The sequence below is a fragment of the Pseudomonas sp. Root329 genome (assembly GCF_001424925.1).
GTDB classification, from domain to species: Bacteria; Pseudomonadota; Gammaproteobacteria; order Pseudomonadales; family Pseudomonadaceae; genus Aquipseudomonas; species Aquipseudomonas arabinosi.
In genome coordinates, this window is record NZ_LMCV01000007.1 from 15,814 (window position 1) to 40,946 (window position 25,133).

Below are 25,133 nucleotides of genomic sequence, written 5' to 3' on the forward strand. Positions count from 1 at the left end.
ATGAGCATTGCCGTTTACATCCATTCGGCGGCCGTTTTGAACGCCGCCGGCAGCGATTGTGCCGACCTGCTCGGAACGCCGCCCTCGCCGCAACCGCTGGCATTCGACGCAACGCGACGGGCTTATCCGCTGCCAACACCGCGCCTGGCCAGCGATCTGTTCGATCGCAAGATCCAGCGCAGCGTCGAACCACAAGGCTTGCGCCTGTTGCATTGCGTGGCGCGCCTGGCGCCCGCAATGGCGGCCCTGCAACTGCCGTCGGTACGGATTGCCCTGACCGCGGCCATTCCGGAGGTCGATGCGCCAAGCCCTTGCTGGGACGCGGTGCAAGCGATCGGCGAGCAACCGCAAAAGCTTCTGGCGCAACTGTTGGCCAACACACCGCCGCTGCATGCCCTGACGCTGCTCAACAGCAGCGTAATGGCTTACGTGGCCGAAGCGTTGCAATGCCATGGGCCGATGGGCGGGTTCTGTTCCCAAGACAACGCCGGGCTCGATGCCCTGATTGAAGCCTGTCAGCAGATTGTCGAGCAACGCGCCGACGCCGCGCTGGTGGTCAGCAGCAGTCCGAACCTGACGCCGGCCCTGTATCTGCGGGAACCCACTCCGTTAGCCGAGACGATTTTCGGTGAGGGGGCCGCAGCGCTGCTGCTGGCTTCAGCACCTGCGCGCACCCTCCCGAACTCGTTGCGCATCGTCGGGTTTGCTCGCGGTTACAGCGCTGATCCGCAACGCGGCGCGGCAGTGGGCGCAAGGGTGATCGAGCAAGCGCTGAGCGGGGAAAAACTGCGCCTCGGTGACGTCGAGAACATCGTCGCAAATCCCGAGGATCCGCTGCTGATGAGCCTGTTCACCGAACACCCTCGGGTTGTTCGTAGTGTCCGTGCCATGACCGGCGATCTGGGTGCCAGTGCCTTGCTGACCGAAATCGCGCTGACTTTGCACCGTAACCACGACGCTTCGGTGACACCCGGCTACACGCTGTTTGTCAGCCACAGCCGCGCCGGACATTGGGGCGCCTTGCTGCTGCTCAGTGAAACCATGGAGAAGCACACATGAGTGCAACACGGATTGTGATTACCGGCATGGGCGCCGTGACCGGGTTCGGTTTCGAATGGCAGACCCTCTGGGAAAAAATGCTCGGTGCCGAACATTGTGTACGTCCATGGCAGCCCGAGGGGGTGGAAGACGGCACGTTCCCGGTGCGCTACGCCGCAGCCGTGGATATGACCCTGTTGCCCGAGGCCTTGAAGGACCATCCGGCCTGGACCGTTGCGCTGGAAAAACGCAGCCGCTTTGGCTGGGTGGCCGCCACCCAAGCGGTGACCGATAGCGGACTGACGCCCTCGCAACTGCGTGAGGCCGCTGTGCTTTGCGCCTCTGGTGCGCCCCAGCACATGCTGGCCGACATGCTGTTGACCCAGACTCAAAACGGTGCTGCGCCGGGCTGGCAGCACCTGATGCCCCGTGCCGATCAGGTAAGTGCAGAGGGCTCGCTGCGTCAAAGCAATGATCGACTGACGCGGGTGATTGCCGACGGATTGGGCTGCGAAGGGCCTGTGATCAATATCAGTAGCGCGTGCGCCGGAGCCTCCCAGGCCATCGGCAATGCCTTCCAGATGATTCGTCGCGGAGAAGTCAGCGTGGCGATTGCCGGTGGCGCCGATTCGGTGCTGAACCTCGACACCATGGCCGCGCTGTACCTGCTCGGCGCGGCCTCGAGCGAACAGCGCTGGGGCGCCGATGTGTGCCGGCCGTTCGACCGTGATCGCAGTGGCCTGATTGCCGGCGAGGGCGGCGGTTTCGTGGTGCTGGAAAGCCTTGAACATGCGTTGGCGCGAGGGGCGACGCCCTATGCTGAAGTGCTCGGCTTTGGCAGCAGCCTGGACGCCTACAAAGTCACCGCCCCGCAACCCGAAGGCCGGGGGGCGGCGCTGGCGATGCAAGCCGCGCTGGACGACGCTGGCCTGCGTGCGCAACAGATCGATCTGATCAATGCCCACGGCACTTCGACGCCGCTCAATGACGTCGCCGAAACCCTGGCGATCAAAAGTGTGTTCGCCGAGCACAAGCACTACCGGTCCCTGGCCGTCAGCGCCAACAAATCACAGTTCGGGCACTTGATTGCTGCCGCCGGGGCGCCCGAATGCATGGTCACGGCGCTGGCGTGCCTGAACGATCTGGTCACACCTACGGTGAACCTGCATGACGTCGATGAACAGTGCGACCTGGACTATTGCGTCGGGCAAGCGGTCAGCCGCCGAGTGGATTTTGCCTTGAGCAACTCCTTCGGTTTTGGTGGCCTCAACACCTCGCTGGCCCTTGGCAAATATCGGGAGCGCGGACAATGACTGGCGCTACTGTGCGTGTTGCGATCGCCGGCAGCGGTTGTGTATTACCCAGCGGCTGGGGCGTGCAACGCTTCTGGTCGGCGGCCAGTGAAGCCCGCAGCGGCATCGCCTTGCTGCAGTCGAAATTGTTTCACAGTGAGCGCGTGACGGCCTTCGGGCATGTCAGTGATGAAGATCATCAAACCAGTCGCCAGGACGTAGCCCAGAACCTCCAGCGCTACTGCCCGCCGGCAGTGATCTGGGGTGTCAGCGCGGTGCGTCAGGCGTTGGCCGAAGCCGGGTTGGAACCGGGCATTGACGGCCTGCGTTATGGCCTCTATTGCTGCCAGGGCGGTTACACCCATCCGTCGTTGGCGGCCTATGGCGAGTTGCTCCACGAGTGCCGCGATGAGTCTGGCGCCGACATGCGGCGCCTCGCTCAACGGGTATTACAGGCGCGCGCGCTCGACCCGTTCCTGGTGCTCAAAAGCCTGAGCAACGGCTTGCTCGGGATTGTCAGCCTGGCGCTGAAACTGGAGTGCGAGTGCAACGCCTACATGCAAGGCGTGGCCGGCAACCTGGCGGCATTGCGCGAGGCGTGCGCGGCGTTGCAAAGCGGTCGGATCGACGCGGCGATTGTGGTCGGCGCCGGCAGTGAACTCGATCCATTGGCATTGGCCGCATTGGCCGAGGCCGGCGTGATCAGCACCGACGGTTCGCAAACCTTGCGTGCATTCGATCGCCAAGGCACGGGCGGGATTGCCGGTGAAGGGGCGGCGGCGTTGATTTTGCGCCGGGCCGACGACCTGCCGGACGGGCCGCAGACCTGCCTGTCGGCGCTCTTCGCCCATCCGCACCTGGGCTCGTTGAACCTGCCGGACAAACAGGTCGATCTGTTGGTCAGCAGCGCCAGCGGTGATCCGCACAAGGACGCCGACCTGGCCCGCACGCTGGCCCGCACCGGTGCCGCGCACATCACCAGTGCCGTGCCGGTGACCGGCATTCTCAGCGGCGCACCGAGCCTGGTCGACCTGATCCTGGCCCGCCATGCACTGCATGCCCAGCGTGTGCCGCCGATCATCGGATTACAGCAGTCGGTAGACCCGCACCTGCCGTTTGTGGTCGGTGATGGACGGGATGCGGTGCTGCACGACTGCCTGATCATCAACCGCGATGACAATGGTTTCAGCGCCTGTTACCACCTCGATTATCAGGCGGTCGGCTAACCGTTTGGACGCGTTGAATCGTTTCTATTTTTCTAATCAAGGGATATGACTGTCATGGATTACCGCGACTACGTACGACCGAAATTCGTTGAACTGATGCAGGCCCTCGGCCTGGAGTGCCAGTTTCACCGGGCGTTGGGCAGCAAGTTGTTTTACCGCGACAAACAGGGCTGCGATGTGACCGTCACCGACTTTCTCGGCGGTTATGGCGCTGCGTTGTTTGGTCACAATGACCCGCAGTTCGTCGATCAACTCTGCAGCCTGTTGCGCACCGATGTGCCGTTCAATGCGCAGATGTCCGTGCGTGGCGCGGCCGGTCTGCTGGGGCGCGAACTCAGCGAGGCGTTCAACCGCGAGCTGAACAACAGCGAGCGTTACATTTCGACCTTCTCCAACAGTGGCGCCGAGTCGGTGGAAATCGCCGTCAAGCATGCCGAATACCGCCGCCAGAAAACCTTGCAGAAGCAGTTTGACGAGCGGGATTTCGCCCTCGCCAACCTGACCGCCAGCGACAAGGCCTATGTCGAGCTGGACGTCGACGACCTCGACCTGCCAGCCGGGTTGCTGCCGGACAATCTGTCTTACGTGACCGTGCGCCAGGTGGTGGAAGCGGTGCGTCAACACAACCTTGCGCAGTTGCATGTCGAGCCGGTATTCGTCGCCCTGCGCGGCAGCTTCCACGGCAAGTTGGTGAACACCGTCCAGCTGACTTACGGCAAACAGTACCGTCAGCCGTTCGCTCGTTTTGGTCTCAACGTCGAGTTCATCGATCCGCAGCAACCCCAGCAACTCCAGGACTTGCCGGCCCGACATACGCGGCATTGGCTGGGCCTGGAATGGAGCGGTGAGACATTGCGGGTGCGCCGTGAAGCTTTCAGCGCGATCACCGCGGTGTTGCTGGAGCCGATCCAGGGCGAGGGTGGCATCAACGAGTTCGCCAGCGAGTTCTACCTGGGCCTGCGTCGCTTGTGCAACGAGCAGCAATGCCCACTGATCATCGACGAAGTGCAATCGGGTTTCGGCCGCACCGGCACGTTGCTTGGCGCCAGCCATTTCAACTTGCAGGGCGATTACTACTGCCTGTCCAAAGCGTTGGGCGGTGGCCTGATGAAAATTGCCGCGACCGTCATCCGCGCCAGCCACTACGAAACTGATTTCAGCTACATCCACAGCTCGACCTTCGCCGAAGACGATGCCTCGTGCCATATCGCCCTGTCGGCGTTGCGCCGCTTGTTCGAGAACGACAGCGCGATGCTCAAGGACGTGAGCAGGAAAGGCGAATACCTCAAGTCGTCGTTGCTCGAACTCAAAGCCGCGTACCCGGACGTGATTGCCGATGTGCGTGGCCGCGGGTTGTTGCTGGGGTTCGAACTGCACGACCTGACCGGCACCAGTTCACTGGTCCAGGCATCGGCGCAGTACAACGATGCGCTGGGTTACATCATCGCCGGCTACCTGCTGCAATTCGAGTCGCTGCGGGTCGCGCCGTCGGGGAGCAACGCCAACGTGATCCGCCTGGAGCCGCCGGTGTGCGTCACCTTCGAGGAAATCGACGGTTTGATTGGCTCGTTGCAAAAGGTCTGCGACATGCTGCGTCGCCGCGATGCCTTCCCGCTCGCGGCCGGGGTGTGTGCCGACAGCATCCGCGAGGTGCCGGCACGCGAGGTGAGCTTCAAGGCGCTTGAAAACCTCCCAAAGCCTGACGAGAACGTTCGCGTGGTGGCACGTGTGGCGTTCGTCAATCACCTGATCGATTCGGACATGCTCAGTGACGTCGACCCGTCGCTGTCCACCCTCAGTGCCGAACAGAAACGCGAGTTCATCAAGCGCATGGCCCCGGAGCGGCGTGCCGCACCGATCGGCCCGGTATTGATTCGCTCGAAACTCGGCACCGCCGTGGAATTCACCTTGTACCCGTTGTGCATGGACTCCGATGCCATGGCCGCGTACATCGCCAGTGGCGACCTGGACGCCATCCGCGACGAAGTCGGTAATCGCATCCGTGATGCCCGTGCCGATGGCTACAGCGTGGCCGGCCTGGGCATGTACACCTCGATCGTTACCAACAATTGTCAGGCGCTGAAAATCCCCGACATGGCGCTGACCTCCGGCAACGCGCTGACCATTGGCATGGGCCTCGAAGCAATCGAGCAAGGCTGCAAGCAGCAAGGCCTGGAACTGAGCCAGCAGACGGCGGCGGTGGTCGGTGCTGCCGGCAACATTGCCTCGACGTACGCCTCGTTGCTGTCCACCAGCGTCGAACACTTGATCCTCATCGGTAGCGGTCGCGACGGTTCCTTGCGGCGTCTGGAGAAGACCGCCCAACTGATTTACGCCGAGGCCGCCCGCGCGATTCTCAAGGGCGTCGCCGAACACGACCGCCTCGCCAGCCGTTTGCAGAAGCTCGACGGCATCGACGCTTTGTTGCAGGCCCACGGTGCCGGCGCCGACCTCGGTCTGCGGGTGCAGCGTCTGGTCGAAGAGCGCCTGGGCGCGAATGCGTTCATCACCGTCAGCAATGACCTTGATGTGGTGAAACAGGCACGCATCGTCCTCTGTGCAGCGAACGCTCCACAACCGTTTCTCGGCGCCGGACACTTCGCCGAAAACAGCGTGATCTGCGACATCGCGGTGCCGCTGAACGTCGATCAGAACCTCTTCAGCCAACGGGCCGACGTGTTGTACATGCACGGCGGGATTGTCCAGACCCCGCTGGGCGATGGCCTGATCCGCAACGTGCGCGCCTACCTCAAGGAAGGTCAGCTGTACGCTTGCATGGCGGAGTCGGTGTTGATGGGCTTGTCCGGGATGAAACAGCACTACTCCTACGGCGATATCAGCCGCGAACAAGTGCAGCAGATTCGTGCCCTGGCCGCGACCCACGGCTTCAGCCTCGCGCAGTTCAAGACTGACAACTCACTCTAAGGAACGGTCATGCCGAATAAAGTAGCAGTGGTGACCGGTGGCAGTCGTGGCATCGGCCGGGCGATTGTCCTGGCCCTGGCCGGCGCGGGCTATCAGATTGCATTCAGTTATGTGCGCGACGAAGTGGCCGCCGCGTCATTGCGTGACGAGGTCCAGGCGTTGGGCCTTGAGTGCCTGGCGCTGCAATGCGATATCAGCAGCGGCGACAGCATCAAGGGTTTTTTCGAGCGGATCGACCAGCACTTCCAGCGCGTCGATCTACTGGTCAACAACGCCGGCATCACCCGTGACGGGTTGCTGGCGACGATGCCGGGCCGCGACATCATCGACGTGATCCAGACCAACCTGATCGGCACTTTGCTCTGTTGTCAGCAGGTGGTGCCGGGCATGATGCGCCAGCGCAGTGGTTGCATCGTCAACATCAGTTCGGTGGCCGCGCAGAAGCCCGGCAAGGGTCAAAGCAACTATGCCGCGGCCAAGGGCGGCGTCGAAGCGCTGACCCGCGCGCTGGCGGTGGAGCTGGCGCCGCGCAACATCCGGGTGAATGCGGTGGCTCCCGGCATCGTTAACACGGAAATGAGTACGGCGCTGATCGGCAGTCAGGAACAGGAAATCCAGTCACGATTACTGATCAAGCGTTACGCCGAACCCCATGAAATTGCCGAGGCGGTGCTGTACATCGCCGATCGCGGTTTGTACCTGACGGGTGAGGTCTTGCCGGTCAACGGCGGGTTGAAAATGCCATGAGCCGGACCATTCTGATTACCGGTGCCGCCAAGGGCATCGGCCGCGCGGTGGCGGAGAATTTTGCCGCCGACGCCAGTCACCGCTTGATCCTGCTGGACCTGGATTTGCCGGAATTGCAACGCTGGGTCGACGAGCAACACGGGCAGATCAAGGCACAGGTCGAAACCCATGCCGCGAACATTGCCGACCTGCCGGGCATGGAAGCGTTCTTCAAGATGCTGGGCAAACAGGTGGAGTACGTCGATGTGCTGGTCAACAGCGCCGGCATCTGCAACGAGAACGAACCGGAAGATTTGCACAACTGGCACAAGGTGATTTCGGTCAACCTCAACGGTACGTTCTACGTCACTTCGTTGTGCCTGCCATTGATGCCGGATCGCGGGCGGATCATCAACATGTCGTCGATCCTCGGCCGCGCCGGCAAGGTCCGCAACACCGCGTACTGCGCTTCCAAGCACGGCATCGTCGGCATGACCAAAGCCCTGGCGATGGACCTCGCGCCTCGGCAGATCACGGTGAATGCGATTCTGCCCGCGTGGATCGATACGCCGATGCTGCAAGGTGAACTGGCGGCGCAAGCGGCCATTGCCGGGCTGACCCAGGAACAGATCCTGCGCAACGCCAAGAAGAAACTGCCGATGCGTCGCTTTATTCAAAGCGACGAGGTCGCGGCGATGGTGCGTTACCTGGCCAGCCCCGAAGCGGGCGGGGTGACGGCCCAGAGTCTGGTGATCGACGGCGGTGTCGGGTTGGGAATGTGACCATGCAGGGATCACACATCAGCCGCACCGCGTGGGCGATATTTGCCTGCATGGTCGCGCCGTCGGCGCTGGCCGAATTGACGGTCGATGACCTCAAGCCGGATTACGCCGACGCCGAAGTCGGCGTGGCCACCGCGTTGCGCTTGCACGGTGACAACCAGGTCACCCAGAAGGCCATGTATTTCAAGGCCAATCTGGAAGACAACTGGGACGGCGGTTATTACAAAGCCAAGGGCCGGGTGCGTTACGACGCCCGTTACGACGGCAACAATCCGTACAGCGAACGGGCGCGGGACAAATACCGCTTCGACGCCGACTGGCGGCATTTGTACTGGGGCCAGTCGGTGGGCGACGGCGAGGTGACCATCGGCTGGCAGCAAGTGGTCTGGGGTCGTGCCGATGAGTTGCGGGTGCTCGATCAGGTCAACCCGGTGGACTATCGCGATGGCCTGACTCCGCTACTGGAAGACAGCCGGATCGCGGTGCCCATGGTGCGATTTGCGCAACTGGTTGGCGAGTGGGAACTGGAGGCGCTGTGGGTCACCGATTTTGTCAAAAACCAGCCGCCGGTGGCGGGCAGCGAGTTCGACGCGCCGCTGTTTGCCGTGCCGGATCCGCAGTACTTTCTGCTGGATTCAAAGCCCGGCTACGACGGTGACGAGGGGTTCTCGTATGGCCTGAGCGCCAACGGGCGGATCGGCGCGGTAGACACTAGTTTCGTCGCACTGAACGCCCGCCAGCAAGACCCGGTGTACGCCGTCGAAGGCCTGGCCGATGACGGTCGCACTCGGTTGGAGCGCCAGTTCCCCCGTTACACGATGGGCGGCGCGGGGCTAGCGCTCGATGCCGGTCACAGCATCGTGGTGCGCAGCGAAATTGCCTGGTTCGACAACTGGCGGGTGACCAATCCGACCCGCGCCTACGGCGCCGACAGCACCCCGATGGTCAAGTCGTTGCTGGGCGTCGATTACCTGCTGCGCGACTGGCTGATTTCGCTGCAATGGCAGCAACAGCAACTGCTCGACTGGCAGAACGGCATGCTGCAGGACAAGCGCGAGCATCTGTTCACCCTGTCGGCCGAAGGCACCCATTGGCAGGACCGACTCAAGAGCCGGCTGGTGGTCGCCGCCTCGCCACCGTTTAAGGACGATGCGCTGTTGCAAGGCATCTTTACCTACAAACCGGTGGACTGGATCAAGCTCGGGCTGGAAGTGGATGTGTTCTTCGGCAAGCCCGACAAACCCTTCGGCGAGTACGACAACCGCGATCAAGTGCGACTGTCCGCCGGTTACCTGTTTTAACCCCATGACGCCTGCGTGCCCCTGGCGCATTGGCTCGACCGTACTTATCTGACGAAAAGGGAAGTTCCCATGTTACCTCTGTTCAAAAGTCTGACCGCTGCCGCATTGATCCTGAGCGGCGCGTGCGCTACCGCCGCCGATGGCAAGAATGCCGATGAAATCATCCGCCAGGTGCGGGATCGAAACGACGGTACAAGTTTCATGTCCCAGGTGTCGCTGATCCTCCACGACAAAAAGGGCAATACCCGGGTTCGCGAGTTCACCTACCTGCAAAAGGATTACCCGGACAGCGACAAATTCAGCATGTATTTCTCCGCCCCCACGGACGTGCGCGACGTGGCCTTTCATATCGAAAACCCCCACGAAACCCTGGGCCTGGAAGACAGCCAGTGGATGTACTTGCCGGTCAGCCGCCAGACACGGCGGATCTCCACCACCGACAAGCGCGGCTCGTTCATGGGCAGCGAGTACTCCTACGCTGACCTCGACAAGATCCGGGTCAAGGATTACACCCAGAAGCTGGTCGGCGAAGAGCAGGTCAAGGGTCGCGACTGCTACGTGATCGAGCGTGAGCCGGCGTCGCCCGAGGTGCTGGCGAAGACCGGCTACAACAAACTGAAGGTGTGGATCGACAAACAGAATTTCCTGGTCATGCGCCAGGACTTCTTCGACGTCAAAGGCGTACTGGTCAAGCAGATGCGGACGCAGAAAGTCGACACCATTAGCTCTATCGACAGCATCGTGCTGAGCGAAACCGAGCACTTCATCGACGGCACGCGTTCAGAAATGCGCTTCAACCACCTGCAATACAACGTGCAACTGGAAGACCGTTTGTTCACCCAGACCGCCATCAAGCGCGGGCTGAAAACCGGCGACGTGCCGGACTTTGCCCTGTCTGCCCGCTAAGCGCCGACCCTGACGACCCTGGAACGCATGATCATGGAAAGATACCTGAACTTCGTCGAGCGCTATGCGCGGGCGATCGTTTTCCTGCTGGTGGCGGTCACGGCGTATTTCACCTATACGCTGGGCGCGCTGATCTCCGACACCAACCCTTATCTGCTCAAGGAAAGCCATCCGGCGCGCAAGACCATCATCGATCTGCAAAGTGAGTTCACCGGCACGTTCGACTCGGTAATGGTGGCGCTGAACAACCCGCAGACGGTGTTCAACAAGCCGACCCTCAACGCACTGTTTTCGATGTCGCAATCGGTGCGCAAAATGATCCTTGCCAACGACGCCGACAAGGAGCAGTTGACGCAAATCGTCGCCAGGCATCCGGACGACAGCCATGCGCAGTTATTGGCGCGGGACATTCTGGAGAACGGTTTTTCCCAGAACGATTACGCCCAGGCCAAGACCCTGCGTGATTACGCCCAGAGCCAGAACTGGGAGACCCATGATCAACTGTTCCTGACCTTTCTCGCCGAGCGGATCAACCCGATCCGCGAAATGGCGTCCATGGGCGACCTGGAAAACATCGTGCTGACCGACGATGGCGAGTTGCTGATCCACAAGACCCTCAACGCCTACGACATGGACCCGGCGCTGGTCGAGTCGCAGATCATGGGCAACGAGCTGATGGTCGACGGGGTGGTTTCCAAGGACAAGAAAGTCGCGATGCTGGTGGCCGAACTGGGCACCAAGCAAGACGATGCCCAGGCGCAATTGCGCGCTTACCAGATTGTGCGCGGCATCGTTGCGGACTATCAGGCCGCGCACCCCGAGTTCAAGGACGAGATTTTCATTGCCGGCATGCCGATCTTCATCGCGGCCCAGCAGGAGATCATCGACCATGACCTGGCGGTGCTGTTTCCGATTGTCTTTTTGCTGATCACCCTGCTGTTGATTTTCTTCTTCCGCAAACCGCTGGGCGTGCTGTTGCCGCTGTTCAATATTCTGTTTTGCACCATCTGGACGCTGGGCCTGATGGCCCTGTTGCGGGTGCCGTTCGACTTGCTGACCAGCGTCCTGCCGGTGTTTCTGTTCACCATTTGCTGCTCGGATGCGATCCATGTGATGGCCGAGTATTACGAGCAGAAAAACGCCGGTAAAAGTAATCGCGAAGCCAATCGCGAGACGCAGCGGCTGATGGTGGTGCCGGTGGTGTTGACGACGGTGACAACCATTGCCACCTTCATGATTTCCACCACCAACAATATTGTCAGTATCCGCAATTTCGGCGTGTTCATGTCCATTGGCCTGACGGCGGCGTTGATCATTTCGCTGCTGCTGATTCCGGCCTGGATCTCGATCTGGGGCAAGGACCAGACGCCGAAAACGCTGGCTGCCGTGCACAAGGAGTCGATCATTTCGCGTTACCTGGTGGCGTTTTGTGCGCGACTGATTCAGTGGCGCAAACCGATCCTGATCGTGACACTGCCGCTGCTGGTCTTGATGACGGTGTTTACCTTTCGCGTCGATATCGAAGACTCGGGCATCGCCTACTTCAAGCCCGAGAGCCATGTTCGCGTTTCGGACCAGTTCATCAACCACGCCAAGGTCGCGGGCACAGCGCCAGGCTGGATCGCCATCGACAGCAAAGAGCCTCGCGGCGTGCTGACCACAGAAGTGGTGCAGTTCATCGACAAGCTCGACCACTTCATCAAGCAGCAACCGCATGTCAGCTACGGCTATTCCCTGGCCACGTACGTCAAGCGCATGAACCTGGTGCTCAACGACATGAACCCCGACTACCTGCGCGTGCCTCAGGCGCTGGAGCAGGTCACGTCGGTCAATGACGAGGGCCAGGTCGAGCGGTTCGAGGTGCCGGGCAATTCGCTGATCGAGCAACACGTGATGCTGTTCGAAAACGGCGGCGGCTCGGACCTCAACAACGTGCTCAATGCCGACTATTCCAAGGCGCTGACGCTGTACACCATGACGTCGTCGGTGGCCAGCGACTATCAGGACATGCTGGATCGGCTCGATGCCTGGTTGCTGGTGAACAAACCAGCCAACCTCGACGTGACGCACGCCGGTACACCGCTGATTTGGACTGGCGTGCTACAGGAGATCACTCAGGGTCAGGTCTTGAGTTTTTCCCTGGCGTTGCTGGTGGTCACGTTGATGATGATGTATTGGCTCAAGTCGGTACGACTGGGAATTCTCGGCATGCTGACCCTGTTGACCACGTCGGTGACGGTCTATGGTTTCATGTTCCTGTTCGGCATCGAGCTGAACATCGGCACGACGCTAGTGACGTTCCTGGTCGTCGGCGTGGTCGATTACGCAGTGCACCTGCTGTCACGGATCAAACTGCTGGTGCAGCAAGGGATTCATGTCGATGCGGCTATTTTGCAGGCGATGCACAGCGTCGGCCGTTCGACCGTGGTCAACGTGGTGATTTTCTCCGTGGGCTTTATGGCACTGCTGTTTTCCGACTTCAAGCCGATCGTCGATCTGGGCGCGCTGGTGGCGATGGCGCTGTTCTCCAGCGGTGTCATGACCATTCTGCTGGTGACGCTGGTGTCGCCGTGGTTCTTTGCGGAAATTGTTCCGGTGCCTGAACAGGACCGAGCCGTGGGGGATCCTGCCTTGAGCTGACTTGACGACCGGGACCGTAGGCGCCCAGGTGGCCTGCGAGCCGGGTCATCCAGCGCAGCAGGGTATTCAGTTCAGCGTATTGTTCGGGTTTTTTTCGCCATAGCGGGCGATACGCTCGAACTGACATTCCTCTCGGGCATCGTTGAGGTTGTTTTCGAACGCTTCGAGGCCGTTGTGCAATTGTTGTAGAGCGCCGATCTGGGAGACCAGTTCGGCCTTTTTTTCGGCAATCGCTTTTTGCGCCATGTCCCACGGGAATTCGTCGCCGTGGTAGTTATTCAACATCACCTGCAGCTCCTTGAGCTTGAAGCCCAGTTGCTGGGCGCATTTGATGAACGTCAACACCTCGACACTTTGTTGGCTGTAGATGCGGTATTTACCTTCGCGCTTGGGCTCGGGCAACAGGCCGATTTCTTCGTAGTGGCGAATGCTTTTGACTGTGGTGCCCGACAGCTGGGCGGCTTTGCCGATATACATAAAGATCCGTCTAGATGAACAAACAGGGCGTAGCACGACCAGGCCTCATGCCTGATCGGAGCGAATAATATAGTGAATAACATTCAAAGGTTGCAGCTGCGTGTAAATGACACGCGCACGCGACGACCGACCGCTTGAAGGGGACTTGGGGAGGGGCTGACGGCGAGGGCGCGCCGTCAGCGAACAGCGAGGGAGGGGTCAGATGCCGGCGGTGACCCGGGCCTGTTCCAGCCAGGCATCGCGCTGGGTCGACTTGGAGCCCAGGATCGGTCCGAAGGTCAACGTCTTCAACGGCTTGATGCCGCAGAACTCCAAGGTCGTCTTGCGCATCTGGTGCAGGCCGGGCATGCGATAGACCCATTTGTAGTACCAGGGCGGCGTGTCCATGGTCACCAGCAGATGCGCGGTCCGGCCTTTGAGCAGTTTGTCGGGGAAGGCCTTGCCCTCACGGTATTTGAAGGCAAAGCCAGGCAGGAAAATGCGGTCGAGAAAGCCCTTCATCAGGGCCGGTATCCCGCCCCACCAGATCGGATAAACGAACGTCAGGTGTTCGGCCCAGGTGATATCGGCCTGGGCTTGCAGCAAGTCCGGCTCCAGTGGCTGGATCGTGTGATAACCCTCGTGCAAGACCGGATCGAAGTCCAGCGCATCCAGCCGCAGCAGCCGCACGTCATGCCCGGCATCCTTGGCGGCCTGGACGTACGTTTCGCTCAATGCCCCACAGAAGCTGTCGGTGGAGGGGTGCCCCAGAATCACGAGCATTCGTTTGCTCATCGCGTGTACTCCTGAAATGAAGCTCGCAGCTTAGAGTCTGCCCCTAACGGTAGAGTCAAGGCGTTCCCGGCGTCAGCGCCTCCAGCAAGGCCCGGGCGTAACCGGGAAGGCTGTCGAAGTCGCGGGCACAGATTTTCAGTGTGCGGTTGGCCCAGTCTTCGCGAAGAGGTCGGGTCATAACCGCTTGCTCTGGCGGCCAGCGCTCAATGGCCTCCCGTGGCACGATGGCCAGCCCGGCACCGCGAGCAACCATGCGAATGACCCCATCGAAGCCATCGGCGCGGATGCGGATCGGCATCCGCTGCCCAATGTGCAGGGCTTGTTCCTCCAGATGGATGGCCAATGCACTGCCAGCGCCCAGGGCCACGTAGTCATGGCCCAAGGTGTCGGCAAAGGTCAGTGACGGTTGTTCGGCCAGGGGATGGTCCGGGGGCAGGATCAGCACCAGCGGGTCATCGCGAAACGGACGAGTTTGCAAATCATCGGTGTCTACGGCGTCGGACACGATACCGAGGTCTGCCGCCCCCTGACGCAAGGCGTGGGTGATGCGTGCACTGGGCAGTTCTTGCAGATCGATGTCGAGGTTGGGGTGGTCGCGAAGAAAGTCCGCGAGCAACTCCGGCAGGTACTCGGTGATTGCCGTGGTGTTGCACAACAACCGCACCTGACCTTTGACTCCGTTGGCGTACTCGGCCAGGTCCTGCTGCATGCGTTCAGCCTGTTGCAGCAGGACGCGGGCGTGTTGCGCCAGGGCCTTGCCGGCCGGGGTCGGGCTGACACCGCGGCGACTGCGTTGCAGAAACTCGATCCCCAACGAAGCCTCCATGGCACGGATGCGCGCACTCGCCGCTGCCAGGGACAGATGACTGCGAGCCGCGCCGGCGGTGATGTTGCCGCTGTCGAGGATGTTCAGGTAGAGGCGCAGGTCGGTCAGGTCGAAGTGCATTGTTACTGTCTCGGGATGTTTGTTGTTCCGGCGGGCCTCTTCGCGAGCAAGTCGAATCGTCGCACCGCCGCTCCCACATTTGATCTCCATAGGGCACGGATCTTGTGTACGACGAAGATCCATTGTGGGAGCGGGCTTGCTCGCGAAGGCGTCAGTCAAAACGACGAAGTCTTCAGCCTCTTGCCAGGAAAGAGGCTGCCTCAGTATATGGCAGATTTTCAAGCAGCCAGTCCGGGCTCACGATAGCGCCATGAATACTCTCGCCACGTTCTATCAAAACCTCGGTCTAGCCCTTTCATTGATGGTCATCGCGACCTTTCTGCTGGCCGGCATGATCAAGGGGGTGATCGGCCTCGGACTGCCAACCATCGCGATGGGCCTGCTCGGTCTGGCTATGGCTCCGACGCAGGCTGCCGCGCTGCTGATCATCCCCGCAACGCTCACCAATGTCTGGCAACTGGCATTCGGTGGGCATCTGCGAGGGTTGATCAAACGGTTGTGGCCGATGTTGCTGGCGATCTTCATTGGCACCGGGGCCGGCACGTTGTGGATCGGCATGGCCGGTGGTCATTGGGTCGTGCGGGGATTGGGCGCGGCGCTGTTGCTCTATGCGTTGAGCGGATTGTTTCTGCCGACCTTGCGTGTCGGCCGTCACACCGAGCGTTGGCTCGGTCCGCTGTGCGGCCTGTTGACGGGCGTCATCACCTCGGCCACCGGCGTCTTCGTGATTCCCGCCGTGCCTTATCTGCAAGCCTTGGGCTTGAGCAAGGATGAACTGGTGCAGGCGCTGGGTCTGTCGTTCACCGTCTCGACCCTGGCCTTGGCCGCCGGCCTGTTATGGCGCGACGCACTGGGCGGTGGCGAGCTAATTGCGTCGTTGCTGGCGCTGATCCCGGCGGTGCTCGGCATGTTGCTGGGGCAATGGCTGCGCCAGCGGATCAGCTCCGTGCTGTTCAAACGTGTGTTTTTCATCGGCCTGGGCGTGCTCGGCGGTCACTTGCTGATCAGCGGATAGCGGACGACGGGCTGAGCATGTCGATGGCGCGGATATCGAAATCCCGTTCCAGGTACTCATCGCGCTGCTCGAGGAACTGCTTCATGTGCGGAAGGTTCGAGTGCACGTCCAAGTGAGCCTGGGACTGCCAGATCTCGTAGAAGATAAACAGCGTCGGGTCCTGTTTGTCGCGCAACATGTGGTATTCGATGCAACCCGGCTCGGCGCGGCTCGCTTGCACATAAGCGCTGAAAAACGCTTCGAAGGCGTCGGATTTTTCCGGGCGGGCCTTGGCGTGCAGGATGAAGCCTTGCATTTCACTCATCAGAAATCTCCTCAAATTCAGAATCGGCGCAAGTTTATGGCAACAATCGCCTGTCGATTCGTGCGTATTGGTCAAATGAATTTTGTGAATTCAGCGCTTATTCCGCGCGAGGCAGATCGCTACGCTGCCGCCATCGAATTCCAACCTTCCGAGACTTCCCATGAAAAAAGTCCTGTTGCTCAATGGCGGCAAAAAATTTGCCCACTCCGATGGCCGCTACAACGCCACCCTGCATGAAGCTGCGCTGAGCGTGCTGGATCGCGGCGGTGTCGACGTGAAAGCCACCTTCATCGATGAGGGTTACGACGTCGCCGAAGAAGTCGCCAAATTTCTCTGGGCCGACGTGATCATTTATCAGATGCCCGGCTGGTGGATGGGTGCGCCCTGGACCGTCAAGAAGTACATCGACGAAGTCTTCACCGAAGGCCATGGCAGCCTCTACGCCAGCGACGGTCGCACCCGGTCCGACTCGTCGCAAAAGTACGGCAGCGGTGGTCTGTTGCAGGGCAAGCAATACATGTTGTCCCTGACCTGGAACGCGCCGCAGCAAGCCTTCGACGACCCGACCGACTTCTTCGAAGCTAAGGGCGTTGACGCGGTGTACTTCCCGTTCCACAAGGCCAACGAGTTCCTCGGCATGACCGGTTTGCCGACGTTCCTGGCCGTCGATGTGATGAAGCGCCCGAATGTCGAAGCCGATGTGGCGCGCTATCAGCAGCATTTGACCGAGGTGTTCGGCCTGCCGGCGTAAGGTTCCTTTTGCCCCGCATCCAGCTACTATCAAGCCAGTTTTGAATGAGGGGCACCCGTGAAAGCCAGATCCGATGAGTTGCAGATTTTCGTCTGCGTGATTGAGTGCGGATCGATTTCCGCTGCGGCCGAACAGGTCGGGCAAACGCCTTCAGCAGTCAGCCGCACGCTGTCGCGGCTGGAGGCGAAACTCGATACCACGCTGATCAATCGCACCACGCGGCGCATGGACCTGACCGAAGAGGGCAAGTACTTCTTCGAGCACGCCAAGCTGATTCTCGATCAGATGGACGAGCTTGAAGAACGCCTGACCTCACGCCAGCAAACGCCGTCCGGGCGTCTGCGGATCAATGCCGCATCGCCGTTCATGCTGCACGCCATCGTGCCGTACATCGACGAGTTCCGCCGGCTCTATCCGGACATCCAGCTGGAACTCAACAGTAACGACCTGATCATCGATTTGCTCGAGCAAAGCACCGACATCGCCATCCGTATCGGCACGCTCGCCGACTCGACCTTGCACGCTCGATCTCTGGGTTGCAGTCCGCTGCACATCGTCGCCAGCCCGGCCTATCTTGAAAAACGCGGTGTACCGGCTGAAGTGGCGGATTTGTCCAGGCACACGCTGCTGGGCTTTACCCAGAACGAGGGCCTCAATCAATGGCCGCTGCGTTACGTTCACGGTGATCGCTGGCCGATTCAGGCTTCAATCAGCGCCTCCAGCGGCGAGACGATCAGGCACTTGGCGCTGGAAGGCCAAGGCATTGCCTGCTTGTCGCACTTCATGACGATTGATGACATCCGCGCCGGACGTTTGCAGGTGCTGCTGGCGGATTTCAACAGCGGTTATCGTCAGCCGATCAATGCCGTGTACTACCGCAACTCGCAACTTGCCCTACGGATTCAATGCTTCCTGGACTTCATCCAGGGCAAATTGGCGGCTTACGCGAACGCGGATTTCAAGGGCTGATTCGTGACCCCTGCGCAAGAGTGAATTGGGCAACGCTGTCTGTTTCCGCAAGCATCGGTCCTCGATACTGGATGCATCACTTATTAACGCAGGGAGTTTCTCCATGAACGTATTCATTACCGGCGCCGCCGGTTTTATCGGCGGCTCCATCGCCACCGGTCTGGTCCGCGCCGGTCACAAGGTCACCGGCCTGGTGCGCAGTACCGAACAAGCCAATGAACTGAGTGCTCTGGGTATCACCCCGGTGCTCGGCACGCTTGACGACAGCGTATTGCTGGCCGAACAGGCCCGCGCTGCCGACGCCGTGATCAACGCCGCCAGCAGCGACCATCGCGGCGCGGTAGAAGCGTTGCTCGATGCACTTCGCGGTTCCAACAAAGTGTTCCTGCACACCAGCGGCTCGAGCATTGTTGGCGATGCGTCGGGCGGTAAATCCAGCGACGTTATCTATTACGAAGACAACCTGCCGGCACCTACCGTCGACAAGGCTGCTCGCGTGGCCATCGACAACCTGATCCTCGCCGCAGCAAAGGAAGGGGTGAACTCGGCAGTCATCTGCAACACCCTGATCTACGGCCACAGCCTGGGCGTCAATCGTGACAGCGTGCAGCTACCACGCTTGCTGAAACAGGCGCGTAAAAGTGGTGTGGTCCGGCATGTCGGTACCGGTCAGAACATCTGGTCCAACGTGCACATCGAAGACGTGGTTTCCCTGTACCTGCTGGCGCTGACCAACAACGTACCGGGCACCTTCTACTTCGTCGAAAGCGGTGAAGCGTCGTTCATCGACATGACCACCGCGATTGCCCAAGCGCTGAATCTGGGTGAGCCACAGGACTGGCCGCTGAAGGATGCCGAAGCCGAGTGGGGTTATGAAATGGCCAACTATGGCCTGGGCTCCAACAGCCGGGTTCGCGGTAAACATGCGCGCGAATTGCTGGGCTGGGCGCCGAAGCGGACATCGGTGATTGAATGGATTCGTGACGAAATGGTTTGAGTTCGCTGTAAACCGAGTCGCTGCCTTCGCGAGCAAGCCCGCTCCCACAGTGGATCTTCGTCGTACACAAAATCTGTGTCGAGTGGAGATCAAATGTGGGAGCGGGCTTGCTCCGGGCGGCGTTCCGACGAATGCATTTTCGAAGTCCCAACAACTGGCCGGGCCGCCCTCAATTCCGTAACATCCGCCCCCTCTTTTCCCGCCTGAATTTTAGGTCAGCCATGAAACCCAAACGTCTGCGCGCCGATGTCCTGGCCGGGCTCACCACGTCTTTCGCTCTTCTACCCGAATGCATCGCCTTCGCGCTGGTTGCGCACCTCAATCCATTGATGGGGCTTTACGGCGCTTTCATCATTTGCACCTTGACCGCGCTGTTCGGTGGGCGGCCGGGCATGGTGTCCGGTGCCGCCGGATCAATGGCCGTGGTGATCGTCGCGCTGGTGGTGCAGCACGGTGTGCAGTACTTGCTGGCCACCGTGTTGCTGGGTGGGCTGATCATGCTGGCGTTTGGGTTGCTGAAGCTTGGCAAGCTGGTGCGCATGGTGCCGCACCCGGTGATGCTCGGCTTCGTCAACGGCCTGGCGATCATCATTGCCCTGGCGCAGCTGGAGCACTTCAAGAGCGGTGACGTCTGGCTCAGTGGCACGCCGCTGTACCTGATGGCAGGGTTGGTTGCCGTGACGATGGCCATCGTCTACGTGCTGCCGCGCCTGACGCGCGCCGTGCCGCCGGCGCTGGTGGCGATTCTGGGTGTTGGGCTGGCGGTTTATCTGCTCGGTCTCCCGACTCGCACCTTGGGTGACATGGCGCACATTGCCGGCGGCTTGCCGACGTTTGCGCTGCCAGACATCCCCTGGAGCCTGGAAACCCTGCGCATCATCGCGCCCTACGCGATATTGATGGCGTTGGTTGGCCTGCTGGAAACCTTGCTGACCCTGAACCTCACCGATGAAATCACAGAAAGCCGTGGCTTCCCGGATCGTGAGTGTGTGGCGCTGGGGGCGGCCAACATGGTCTCTGGTGTATTCGGCGGCATGGGCGGTTGCGCCATGATCGGCCAAACGGTGATCAACCTCAGTTCCGGTGGTCGCGGTCGGCTGTCCGGTGTGGTGGCCGGGATGATGATCTTGCTGTTCATCCTCTTCCTCTCGCCGCTGATCGAGCGCATCCCGCTGGCCGCATTGGTCGGGGTGATGTTCGTGGTGTCGCAGCAGACCTTCGCCTGGGCCTCGTTGCGGGTAGTGAACAAGGTGCCGCTGAACGATGTGTTGGTGATCATCGCGGTAACGGTCATTACCGTGTTCACCGATCTGGCCACCGCCGTGCTCTGCGGGATCATCATTGCGGCGCTCAACTTTGCCTGGCAACAGGCCCGCGAGCTTTATGCCGACAGTCACCTCGAAGCCGATGGCAGTAAGCTTTACCTTCTGCATGGCACGTTGTTCTTCGCCTCGACTGCGCCTTTTCTCAACCAATTCGATCCTGCCAATGACCCGTCTGTGGTGACGATCGACTGTCGCCACTTGAGCTTCGTCGACTACTCGGCCATCGCCGCACTCAAGACCTTACGCGAGCGCTACACCAAGGCCGGCAAGCACCTGCGGGTGCTGCACTTGTCCGAACGCTGCAAGAAACTGCTCAAGCGCGCTCGCGTGAATCACGACTAACGCCAATCCCGGCAGGTGTGATGAAAATCCACCTGCCTGATTTTCATTACCTACGACCGCCCATACCTCTGCGCGACAACCCTTATCCCTCCACGAAAATTACTTTCACCTCGTTTGAAAATCACACCTCGAAATGTTTTATGAGTTTCACAACCCATTCGACGTGACCCTTTCGAGGAGTACCGCATGACACCGTCCTTCGGCTATTGGCTGCTGGTTTACGCCGCCATCGCCATCATCGCGCTGATCGTTCTGATCGCCCGTTACCGGCTCAATCCGTTCATTGTCATCACCCTGGTGTCCATCGGCCTGGCGCTGCTGGCCGGGATGCCGCCGTCGGGCGTGGTGGGGGCGTACGAGGCGGGCGTCGGCAAGACGCTGGGCCATATCGCGCTGGTGGTCGCACTGGGCACGATGCTCGGCAAAATGATGGCCGAGTCCGGCGGTGCCGAGCAGATGGCGCGAACGTTGATCGACCGCTTCGGTGAGAAAAATGCTCACTGGGCGATGGTTTGCATCGCTTTTCTTGTAGGACTGCCGCTGTTTTTCGAAGTCGGTTTTGTACTGCTGGTGCCGATTGCTTTCACCGTGGCCCGGCGTGTGGGCGTTTCGATTCTGATGGTCGGTTTGCCGATGGTCGCCGGGCTTTCGGTGGTCCACGCCCTGGTGCCGCCACACCCGGCGGCGATGCTGGCAGTGCAGGCTTATCAGGCCTCGGTGGGGCAGACCTTGCTCTATGCGATTCTGATCGGGATACCGACCGCGATCATCGCCGGCCCCCTGTACGCCAAGTTCATCGTGCCGCGCATTCAACTGCCGGAAGATAACCCGCTGGAGCGTCAGTTCCTCGAGCGTGAACCGCGCGACAGCCTGCCGGGTTTCGGCATCACCATGGCGACCATTCTGTTGCCAGTGGTGCTGATGCTGGTCGGTGGTTGGGCCAATCTGATTTCCACGCCGGGCAGCGGTTTCAATCAGTTTCTGTTGTTCATCGGCAATTCGGTGATCGCCTTGCTGCTGGCGACCTTGCTGAGCTTCTGGACGCTTGGTCTGGCCCAAGGATTCAACCGCGAATCTATTCTGAAATTCACCAACGAATGCCTGGCACCGACTGCCAGCATCACCTTGCTGGTCGGCGCGGGCGGTGGCTTGAACCGGATTCTGGTGGACGCGGGCGTCACCGACCAGATCGTCAGCCTGGCCCAGGTATTCCACCTGTCGCCGCTGTTGATGGGCTGGCTGTTTGCTGCATTGATGCGCATCGCCACCGGTTCTGCCACGGTGGCCATGACCACCGCGTCGGGCATCGTCGCGCCGGTGGCCATTGGTCTGGGTTATCCCCATCCAGAGCTGTTGGTGCTGGCGACGGGCGCGGGGTCGGTTATCTTTTCTCACGTCAATGACGGCGGCTTCTGGTTGATCAAGGAATACTTCAACATGACCGTCGCCCAGACTTTCAAGACCTGGACGGTGCTCGAGACCATTATCTCGGTCGTCGCCTTCGGTCTGACCGTGGGTCTTTCTTATCTGCTTTAGCCGGAGCCACCTGCCATGGACATCCTCTACCAGATCCGCGCCCGTCAGGATTCCTTCAGCGCGGGCGAAGGACGCATCGCTCGGCTGATGCTCGACGACGTAGGATTTGCCTCCGCCGCCAGCCTCGATGAACTGGCGCTGAGAGCGGAAGTCAGCACTGCCACGCTCTCGCGTTTTGCTCGCACCGTCGGCTGCCGCGACTTGCGCGATCTGCGCCTGCAACTGGCCCAGGCCAGCGGCGTCGGCAGTCGTTTTTTGGACCCTGCGGGCACGCCCGAGCAGTCGGCGTTTTACGGGCAAATTGTTGGCGACATCGAATCGACCCTGCGCCAGCATCTGTCGGCGTTCGATGAGTCGCGTTTCGCCGACGCGGTGAAATTGCTGGGCAAGGCGCGGATGATTCACGCCTTCGGCATGGGCGGATGCTCGACCTTGTGCAGTGATGAACTGCAAGTGCGGCTGGTGCGATTCGGCTACCCGATTGCGGTGTGCCACGACCCGGTGATGATGCGCGTCACCGCCGCCAGCCTCGATGCCGAACGCGCCGTCATTGCCTGCTCGCTGACCGGCATCACCCCCGAACTGCTCGAGGCCGTCGAGCTGGCGCGCAGCTACGGCGCACGAATTCTCGCCATCACCCGGTCCGAGTCGCCGCTGGCGCAATTGGCTGATGTGCTGCTGCCGCTGCAAGGTGTCGAGACCTCGTTTATCTACAAACCCACGGCGGCGCGCTACGGCATGTTGCTGGCCATCGACGTGCTTGCCACCGAGCTGGCGCTGGCCAATCCTGAAGACAATCAAGAGCGTCTGCGGCGGATCAAACTCGCCCTCGACGATTACCGCGGCGGCGACGATCATTTGCCGCTGGGAGACTGACATGATGTACGACACGCTGATTCGCAACGCCCTGATCATCGACGGCAGCAACGCCCCCGGTTATCCCGCCGACGTGGCGATTCTGAACGGCCGCATCGAGCGTATCGGCGACTTGCACGACGCCAGCGCCACTGAAGAAATCGACGCCGCCGGCCGCGTGTTGGCGCCAGGTTTCATCGACGTGCATACCCACGACGACACCGTGGTGATCCGCCAGCCGCAAATGCTGCCCAAGCTCAGCCAGGGCGTGACCACGGTGATTGTCGGCAACTGCGGGATCAGCGCTTCGCCGGTGAGTTTGCGCGGCGATCCGCCCGATCCGATGAACCTGCTCGGCACCGCAGCAGCGTTCGTTTATCCGAGGTTCAGCGACTACCGCGCAGCTGTCGAAGCGGCAAACACCACGCTGAACGTGGCCGCACTGGTCGGCCATACGGCACTGCGCAGCAACCACCTCGACGACTTATTCCGCACTGCCACACCGGACGAAATCAGCGCGATGCGCGAGCAATTGCGCGAGAGCCTTGAGGCGGGTGCGTTGGGCCTGTCCACGGGGCTTGCCTACGCCAACGCGTTCTCGGCTTCCACCGATGAAGTGATGCAGTTGACCGAAGAGCTGACCGCCTTCGGCGCGGTCTACACCACCCATTTGCGCAGCGAATTCGAGCCGGTGCTGGAGGCCATGGACGAGGCGTTCCAGATCGGCCGTCATGCAAAATCGCCCGTGATCATTTCCCACCTCAAATGTGCCGGCGCCGGTAACTGGGGGCGCAGTCCGCAACTGTTGGCGTCCCTCGAACACGCGGCGAAAACCCACCCGGTGGGCTGCGACTGTTATCCCTACGCGGCGAGTTCATCGACGCTGGACCTCAAGCAAGTCACCGACGCTCATCGCATCACCATCACCTGGTCCACGCCGCACCCTGAAGTGGGTGGCCATGACCTGATGGACATCGCCGCCGAGTGGGGCGTGCCGCTACTTGATGCCGCTCGACGCCTGCAACCGGCGGGCGCGGTGTACTACGGAATGGACGAAGCCGATGTAAGAAGAATCCTCGCCCATCCGCTGTCGATGGTGGGCTCTGACGGATTGCCGGAAGACCCGTTTCCGCATCCACGCTTGTGGGGGGCATTCCCACGCGTGCTCGGACATTTCAGTCGTGACGTAGGGCTGTTTCCGCTGCACACCGCCGTGCACAAGATGACCGGATTATCGGCGGCGCGATTTGGCTTGAAGGAACGTGGCGAAATCCGTGAAGGGCATTGGGCGGATCTGGTATTGTTCAATCCCGTGACGATTCGCGATGTAGCGGATTTCAATGATCCGCAACGAGCGGCGGAAGGTATCGATGGGGTTTGGGTCAACGGTGTCTTGAGTTACAGCGAAGGCCAGGCAAACGGGAGAAGGGAAGGGCGGTTTCTGGCGCGGCAAGGGGACTTGCGTGATGGATTCCAGTAAACATTCCGAGTGCTGCGTCACAGTGATGGCACATTGAGACTAAAGAAAGCCATCGCCAAGCCGAAGCGCTGACATCTCGCCCAGCTACACTCTGGGCCTTATCAGTCTGGGAGCAACTCCATGAGCTTCGGCAAAACCACCCCGATCCTGCGGATTTTCGATGAAATCAAGGCCGTGGAGTTCTACGTCGACTTCCTGGGATTCAAGATTGACTGGCAGCATCGTTTCGAGCCCAACTTTCCGTTGTACCTGCAAGTCTCTCGCGGCGAATGCGTGCTGCACTTGTCAGAGCACCACGGAGACAGCACGCCGGGCTCGGCATTGCGGATTGAGACTGATGAGTTGGAAGTGTTCCAGCAGCAGTTGCTGGCCAAGGAATATAAGTTCGCACACCCACAAATCCAGGCCATGCCGTGGGGCAGTCAGGACATGACCGTGACCGACCCGTTCGGGAATCGGTTGGTGTTTACCAATGCGATTTGTGTCTGATCGCAGAGGATGCGCGGGGCCCCGTGCTAGTCTCGTC

22 protein-coding genes are annotated in these 25,133 nt (G+C 60.7%); 18 read left to right on the forward strand and 4 right to left on the reverse strand.

The window, feature by feature from the left end; genetic code table 11:
* The 9 genes from ASC74_RS08950 to ASC74_RS08990 all read left to right on the forward strand — a co-directional run bounded on the left by ASC74_RS08950 (position 1) and on the right by ASC74_RS08990 (position 12,836).
* A complete protein-coding gene (locus ASC74_RS08950; RefSeq protein WP_056740949.1) occupies positions 1-1,059 on the forward strand; it encodes a hypothetical protein in 1,059 nt (352 codons plus the stop codon).
* The gene (locus tag ASC74_RS08955; RefSeq protein ID WP_056740952.1) at positions 1,056-2,351 is read left to right on the forward strand and encodes a beta-ketoacyl-[acyl-carrier-protein] synthase family protein; all 1,296 of its coding nucleotides are present in this window, start codon (positions 1,056-1,058) and stop codon (positions 2,349-2,351) included. Before ASC74_RS08950 ends, ASC74_RS08955 begins: the two co-directional genes overlap by 4 nt.
* Complete coding sequence (locus ASC74_RS08960; RefSeq protein ID WP_056740953.1) at positions 2,348-3,556, forward strand: beta-ketoacyl synthase N-terminal-like domain-containing protein; 1,209 nt, start codon at positions 2,348-2,350, stop codon at positions 3,554-3,556. Before ASC74_RS08955 ends, ASC74_RS08960 begins: the two co-directional genes overlap by 4 nt.
* A 54-nt stretch (positions 3,557-3,610) precedes the next feature.
* Positions 3,611-6,481, forward strand: a complete 2,871-nt coding sequence (locus ASC74_RS08965; protein ID WP_056740955.1) for an aminotransferase class III-fold pyridoxal phosphate-dependent enzyme — start codon at positions 3,611-3,613, stop codon at positions 6,479-6,481.
* 9 nt (positions 6,482-6,490) lie between these two features.
* The gene (locus ASC74_RS08970; RefSeq protein ID WP_056740957.1) at positions 6,491-7,228 is read left to right on the forward strand and encodes a 3-oxoacyl-ACP reductase family protein; all 738 of its coding nucleotides are present in this window, start codon (positions 6,491-6,493) and stop codon (positions 7,226-7,228) included.
* On the forward strand, positions 7,225-7,989 hold the full coding sequence (locus tag ASC74_RS08975) for an SDR family NAD(P)-dependent oxidoreductase (RefSeq protein WP_056740959.1): 765 nt from the start codon (positions 7,225-7,227) through the stop codon (positions 7,987-7,989). The genes ASC74_RS08970 and ASC74_RS08975 overlap by 4 nt, the downstream gene beginning before the upstream one ends.
* 2 nt (positions 7,990-7,991) lie before the next feature.
* Positions 7,992-9,290: a hypothetical protein gene (locus ASC74_RS08980; protein ID WP_056740960.1), complete on the forward strand. Its 1,299-nt coding sequence runs from the start codon at positions 7,992-7,994 to the stop codon at positions 9,288-9,290.
* Positions 9,291-9,359: 69 nt separating this feature from the next.
* The gene (locus ASC74_RS08985; protein WP_056740962.1) at positions 9,360-10,196 is read left to right on the forward strand and encodes an outer membrane lipoprotein-sorting protein; all 837 of its coding nucleotides are present in this window, start codon (positions 9,360-9,362) and stop codon (positions 10,194-10,196) included.
* A gap of 33 nt (positions 10,197-10,229) precedes the next feature.
* Positions 10,230-12,836 carry an efflux RND transporter permease subunit gene (locus ASC74_RS08990; RefSeq protein ID WP_056741086.1) on the forward strand — a complete coding sequence of 869 codons (2,607 nt, stop codon included), beginning with the start codon at positions 10,230-10,232 and terminating at the stop codon, positions 12,834-12,836.
* Between the two features lie 66 nt (positions 12,837-12,902).
* Here ASC74_RS08990 and ASC74_RS08995 read toward each other — a convergent pair whose 3' ends face one another.
* The 3 genes from ASC74_RS08995 to ASC74_RS09005 all read right to left on the reverse strand — a co-directional run bounded on the left by ASC74_RS08995 (position 12,903) and on the right by ASC74_RS09005 (position 15,033).
* The gene (locus ASC74_RS08995) at positions 12,903-13,313 is read right to left on the reverse strand and encodes a MerR family transcriptional regulator (protein ID WP_056740964.1); all 411 of its coding nucleotides are present in this window, start codon (positions 13,311-13,313) and stop codon (positions 12,903-12,905) included.
* A gap of 198 nt (positions 13,314-13,511) precedes the next feature.
* Positions 13,512-14,087 carry an NAD(P)H-dependent oxidoreductase gene (locus tag ASC74_RS09000; RefSeq protein WP_056740966.1) on the reverse strand — a complete coding sequence of 192 codons (576 nt, stop codon included), beginning with the start codon at positions 14,085-14,087 and terminating at the stop codon, positions 13,512-13,514.
* 55 nt (positions 14,088-14,142) lie between these two features.
* A complete protein-coding gene (locus ASC74_RS09005; RefSeq protein ID WP_056740968.1) occupies positions 14,143-15,033 on the reverse strand; it encodes a LysR family transcriptional regulator in 891 nt (296 codons plus the stop codon).
* A 250-nt stretch (positions 15,034-15,283) separates the two neighbouring features.
* On the opposite strand from ASC74_RS09005, the gene ASC74_RS09010 reads away from it, so the two are divergent.
* On the forward strand, positions 15,284-16,048 hold the full coding sequence (locus ASC74_RS09010) for a sulfite exporter TauE/SafE family protein (protein WP_056740970.1): 765 nt from the start codon (positions 15,284-15,286) through the stop codon (positions 16,046-16,048).
* On the opposite strand, the gene ASC74_RS09015 is transcribed toward ASC74_RS09010, so the two are convergent.
* Positions 16,038-16,352: a putative quinol monooxygenase gene (locus tag ASC74_RS09015; protein ID WP_056740972.1), complete on the reverse strand. Its 315-nt coding sequence runs from the start codon at positions 16,350-16,352 to the stop codon at positions 16,038-16,040. The genes ASC74_RS09010 and ASC74_RS09015 overlap by 11 nt on opposite strands.
* A 160-nt stretch (positions 16,353-16,512) precedes the next feature.
* Here ASC74_RS09015 and ASC74_RS09020 point away from each other — a divergent pair, with 160 nt between their 5' ends.
* From ASC74_RS09020 to ASC74_RS09055, 8 genes are all read left to right on the forward strand, one after another.
* Positions 16,513-17,103, forward strand: a complete 591-nt coding sequence (locus tag ASC74_RS09020; protein ID WP_056740974.1) for an NAD(P)H-dependent oxidoreductase — start codon at positions 16,513-16,515, stop codon at positions 17,101-17,103.
* Positions 17,104-17,160: 57 nt separating this feature from the next.
* The gene (locus ASC74_RS09025) at positions 17,161-18,072 is read left to right on the forward strand and encodes a LysR family transcriptional regulator (protein WP_056740977.1); all 912 of its coding nucleotides are present in this window, start codon (positions 17,161-17,163) and stop codon (positions 18,070-18,072) included.
* A 103-nt stretch (positions 18,073-18,175) separates the two neighbouring features.
* On the forward strand, positions 18,176-19,069 hold the full coding sequence (locus ASC74_RS09030) for an NAD-dependent epimerase/dehydratase family protein (RefSeq protein WP_056740978.1): 894 nt from the start codon (positions 18,176-18,178) through the stop codon (positions 19,067-19,069).
* 221 nt (positions 19,070-19,290) lie between these two features.
* Positions 19,291-20,736 (forward strand): SulP family inorganic anion transporter, encoded by a 1,446-nt coding sequence (locus ASC74_RS09035; RefSeq protein WP_056740981.1) that lies wholly within the window; start codon positions 19,291-19,293, stop codon positions 20,734-20,736.
* A 186-nt stretch (positions 20,737-20,922) separates the two neighbouring features.
* Positions 20,923-22,272, forward strand: coding sequence for a GntP family permease (locus ASC74_RS09040; RefSeq protein ID WP_008149082.1), 1,350 nt, complete (start codon positions 20,923-20,925; stop codon positions 22,270-22,272).
* A gap of 15 nt (positions 22,273-22,287) precedes the next feature.
* Complete coding sequence (locus tag ASC74_RS09045; RefSeq protein WP_056740983.1) at positions 22,288-23,148, forward strand: MurR/RpiR family transcriptional regulator; 861 nt, start codon at positions 22,288-22,290, stop codon at positions 23,146-23,148.
* Between the two features lies 1 nt (position 23,149).
* A complete protein-coding gene (locus ASC74_RS09050) occupies positions 23,150-24,607 on the forward strand; it encodes an N-acyl-D-amino-acid deacylase family protein (protein WP_056740985.1) in 1,458 nt (485 codons plus the stop codon).
* Positions 24,608-24,727: 120 nt separating this feature from the next.
* Positions 24,728-25,096 carry a glyoxalase superfamily protein gene (locus ASC74_RS09055; RefSeq protein ID WP_056740987.1) on the forward strand — a complete coding sequence of 123 codons (369 nt, stop codon included), beginning with the start codon at positions 24,728-24,730 and terminating at the stop codon, positions 25,094-25,096.
* Positions 25,097-25,133 lie beyond the last annotated feature (37 nt).

Coding starts and splice junctions, on each gene's coding strand:
- ASC74_RS09010 (WP_056740970.1), top strand. CDS start 15,284: ATGAATACTCTCGCCACGTTCTATCAAAACCTCGGTCTAGCCCTTTCA.
- ASC74_RS08975 (WP_056740959.1), top strand. CDS start 7,225: ATGAGCCGGACCATTCTGATTACCGGTGCCGCCAAGGGCATCGGCCGC.
- ASC74_RS08950 (WP_056740949.1), top strand. CDS start 1: ATGAGCATTGCCGTTTACATCCATTCGGCGGCCGTTTTGAACGCCGCC.
- ASC74_RS09050 (WP_056740985.1), top strand. CDS start 23,150: ATGATGTACGACACGCTGATTCGCAACGCCCTGATCATCGACGGCAGC.
- ASC74_RS09005 (WP_056740968.1), bottom strand. CDS start 15,033: ATGCACTTCGACCTGACCGACCTGCGCCTCTACCTGAACATCCTCGAC.
- ASC74_RS09015 (WP_056740972.1), bottom strand. CDS start 16,352: ATGAGTGAAATGCAAGGCTTCATCCTGCACGCCAAGGCCCGCCCGGAA.
- ASC74_RS09000 (WP_056740966.1), bottom strand. CDS start 14,087: ATGAGCAAACGAATGCTCGTGATTCTGGGGCACCCCTCCACCGACAGC.
- ASC74_RS08955 (WP_056740952.1), top strand. CDS start 1,056: ATGAGTGCAACACGGATTGTGATTACCGGCATGGGCGCCGTGACCGGG.
- ASC74_RS08980 (WP_056740960.1), top strand. CDS start 7,992: ATGCAGGGATCACACATCAGCCGCACCGCGTGGGCGATATTTGCCTGC.
- ASC74_RS09040 (WP_008149082.1), top strand. CDS start 20,923: ATGACACCGTCCTTCGGCTATTGGCTGCTGGTTTACGCCGCCATCGCC.
- ASC74_RS09055 (WP_056740987.1), top strand. CDS start 24,728: ATGAGCTTCGGCAAAACCACCCCGATCCTGCGGATTTTCGATGAAATC.
- ASC74_RS08960 (WP_056740953.1), top strand. CDS start 2,348: ATGACTGGCGCTACTGTGCGTGTTGCGATCGCCGGCAGCGGTTGTGTA.
- ASC74_RS08985 (WP_056740962.1), top strand. CDS start 9,360: ATGTTACCTCTGTTCAAAAGTCTGACCGCTGCCGCATTGATCCTGAGC.
- ASC74_RS08995 (WP_056740964.1), bottom strand. CDS start 13,313: ATGTATATCGGCAAAGCCGCCCAGCTGTCGGGCACCACAGTCAAAAGC.
- ASC74_RS09020 (WP_056740974.1), top strand. CDS start 16,513: ATGAAAAAAGTCCTGTTGCTCAATGGCGGCAAAAAATTTGCCCACTCC.
- ASC74_RS09035 (WP_056740981.1), top strand. CDS start 19,291: ATGAAACCCAAACGTCTGCGCGCCGATGTCCTGGCCGGGCTCACCACG.
- ASC74_RS08965 (WP_056740955.1), top strand. CDS start 3,611: ATGGATTACCGCGACTACGTACGACCGAAATTCGTTGAACTGATGCAG.
- ASC74_RS08970 (WP_056740957.1), top strand. CDS start 6,491: ATGCCGAATAAAGTAGCAGTGGTGACCGGTGGCAGTCGTGGCATCGGC.
- ASC74_RS08990 (WP_056741086.1), top strand. CDS start 10,230: ATGGAAAGATACCTGAACTTCGTCGAGCGCTATGCGCGGGCGATCGTT.
- ASC74_RS09030 (WP_056740978.1), top strand. CDS start 18,176: ATGAACGTATTCATTACCGGCGCCGCCGGTTTTATCGGCGGCTCCATC.
- ASC74_RS09045 (WP_056740983.1), top strand. CDS start 22,288: ATGGACATCCTCTACCAGATCCGCGCCCGTCAGGATTCCTTCAGCGCG.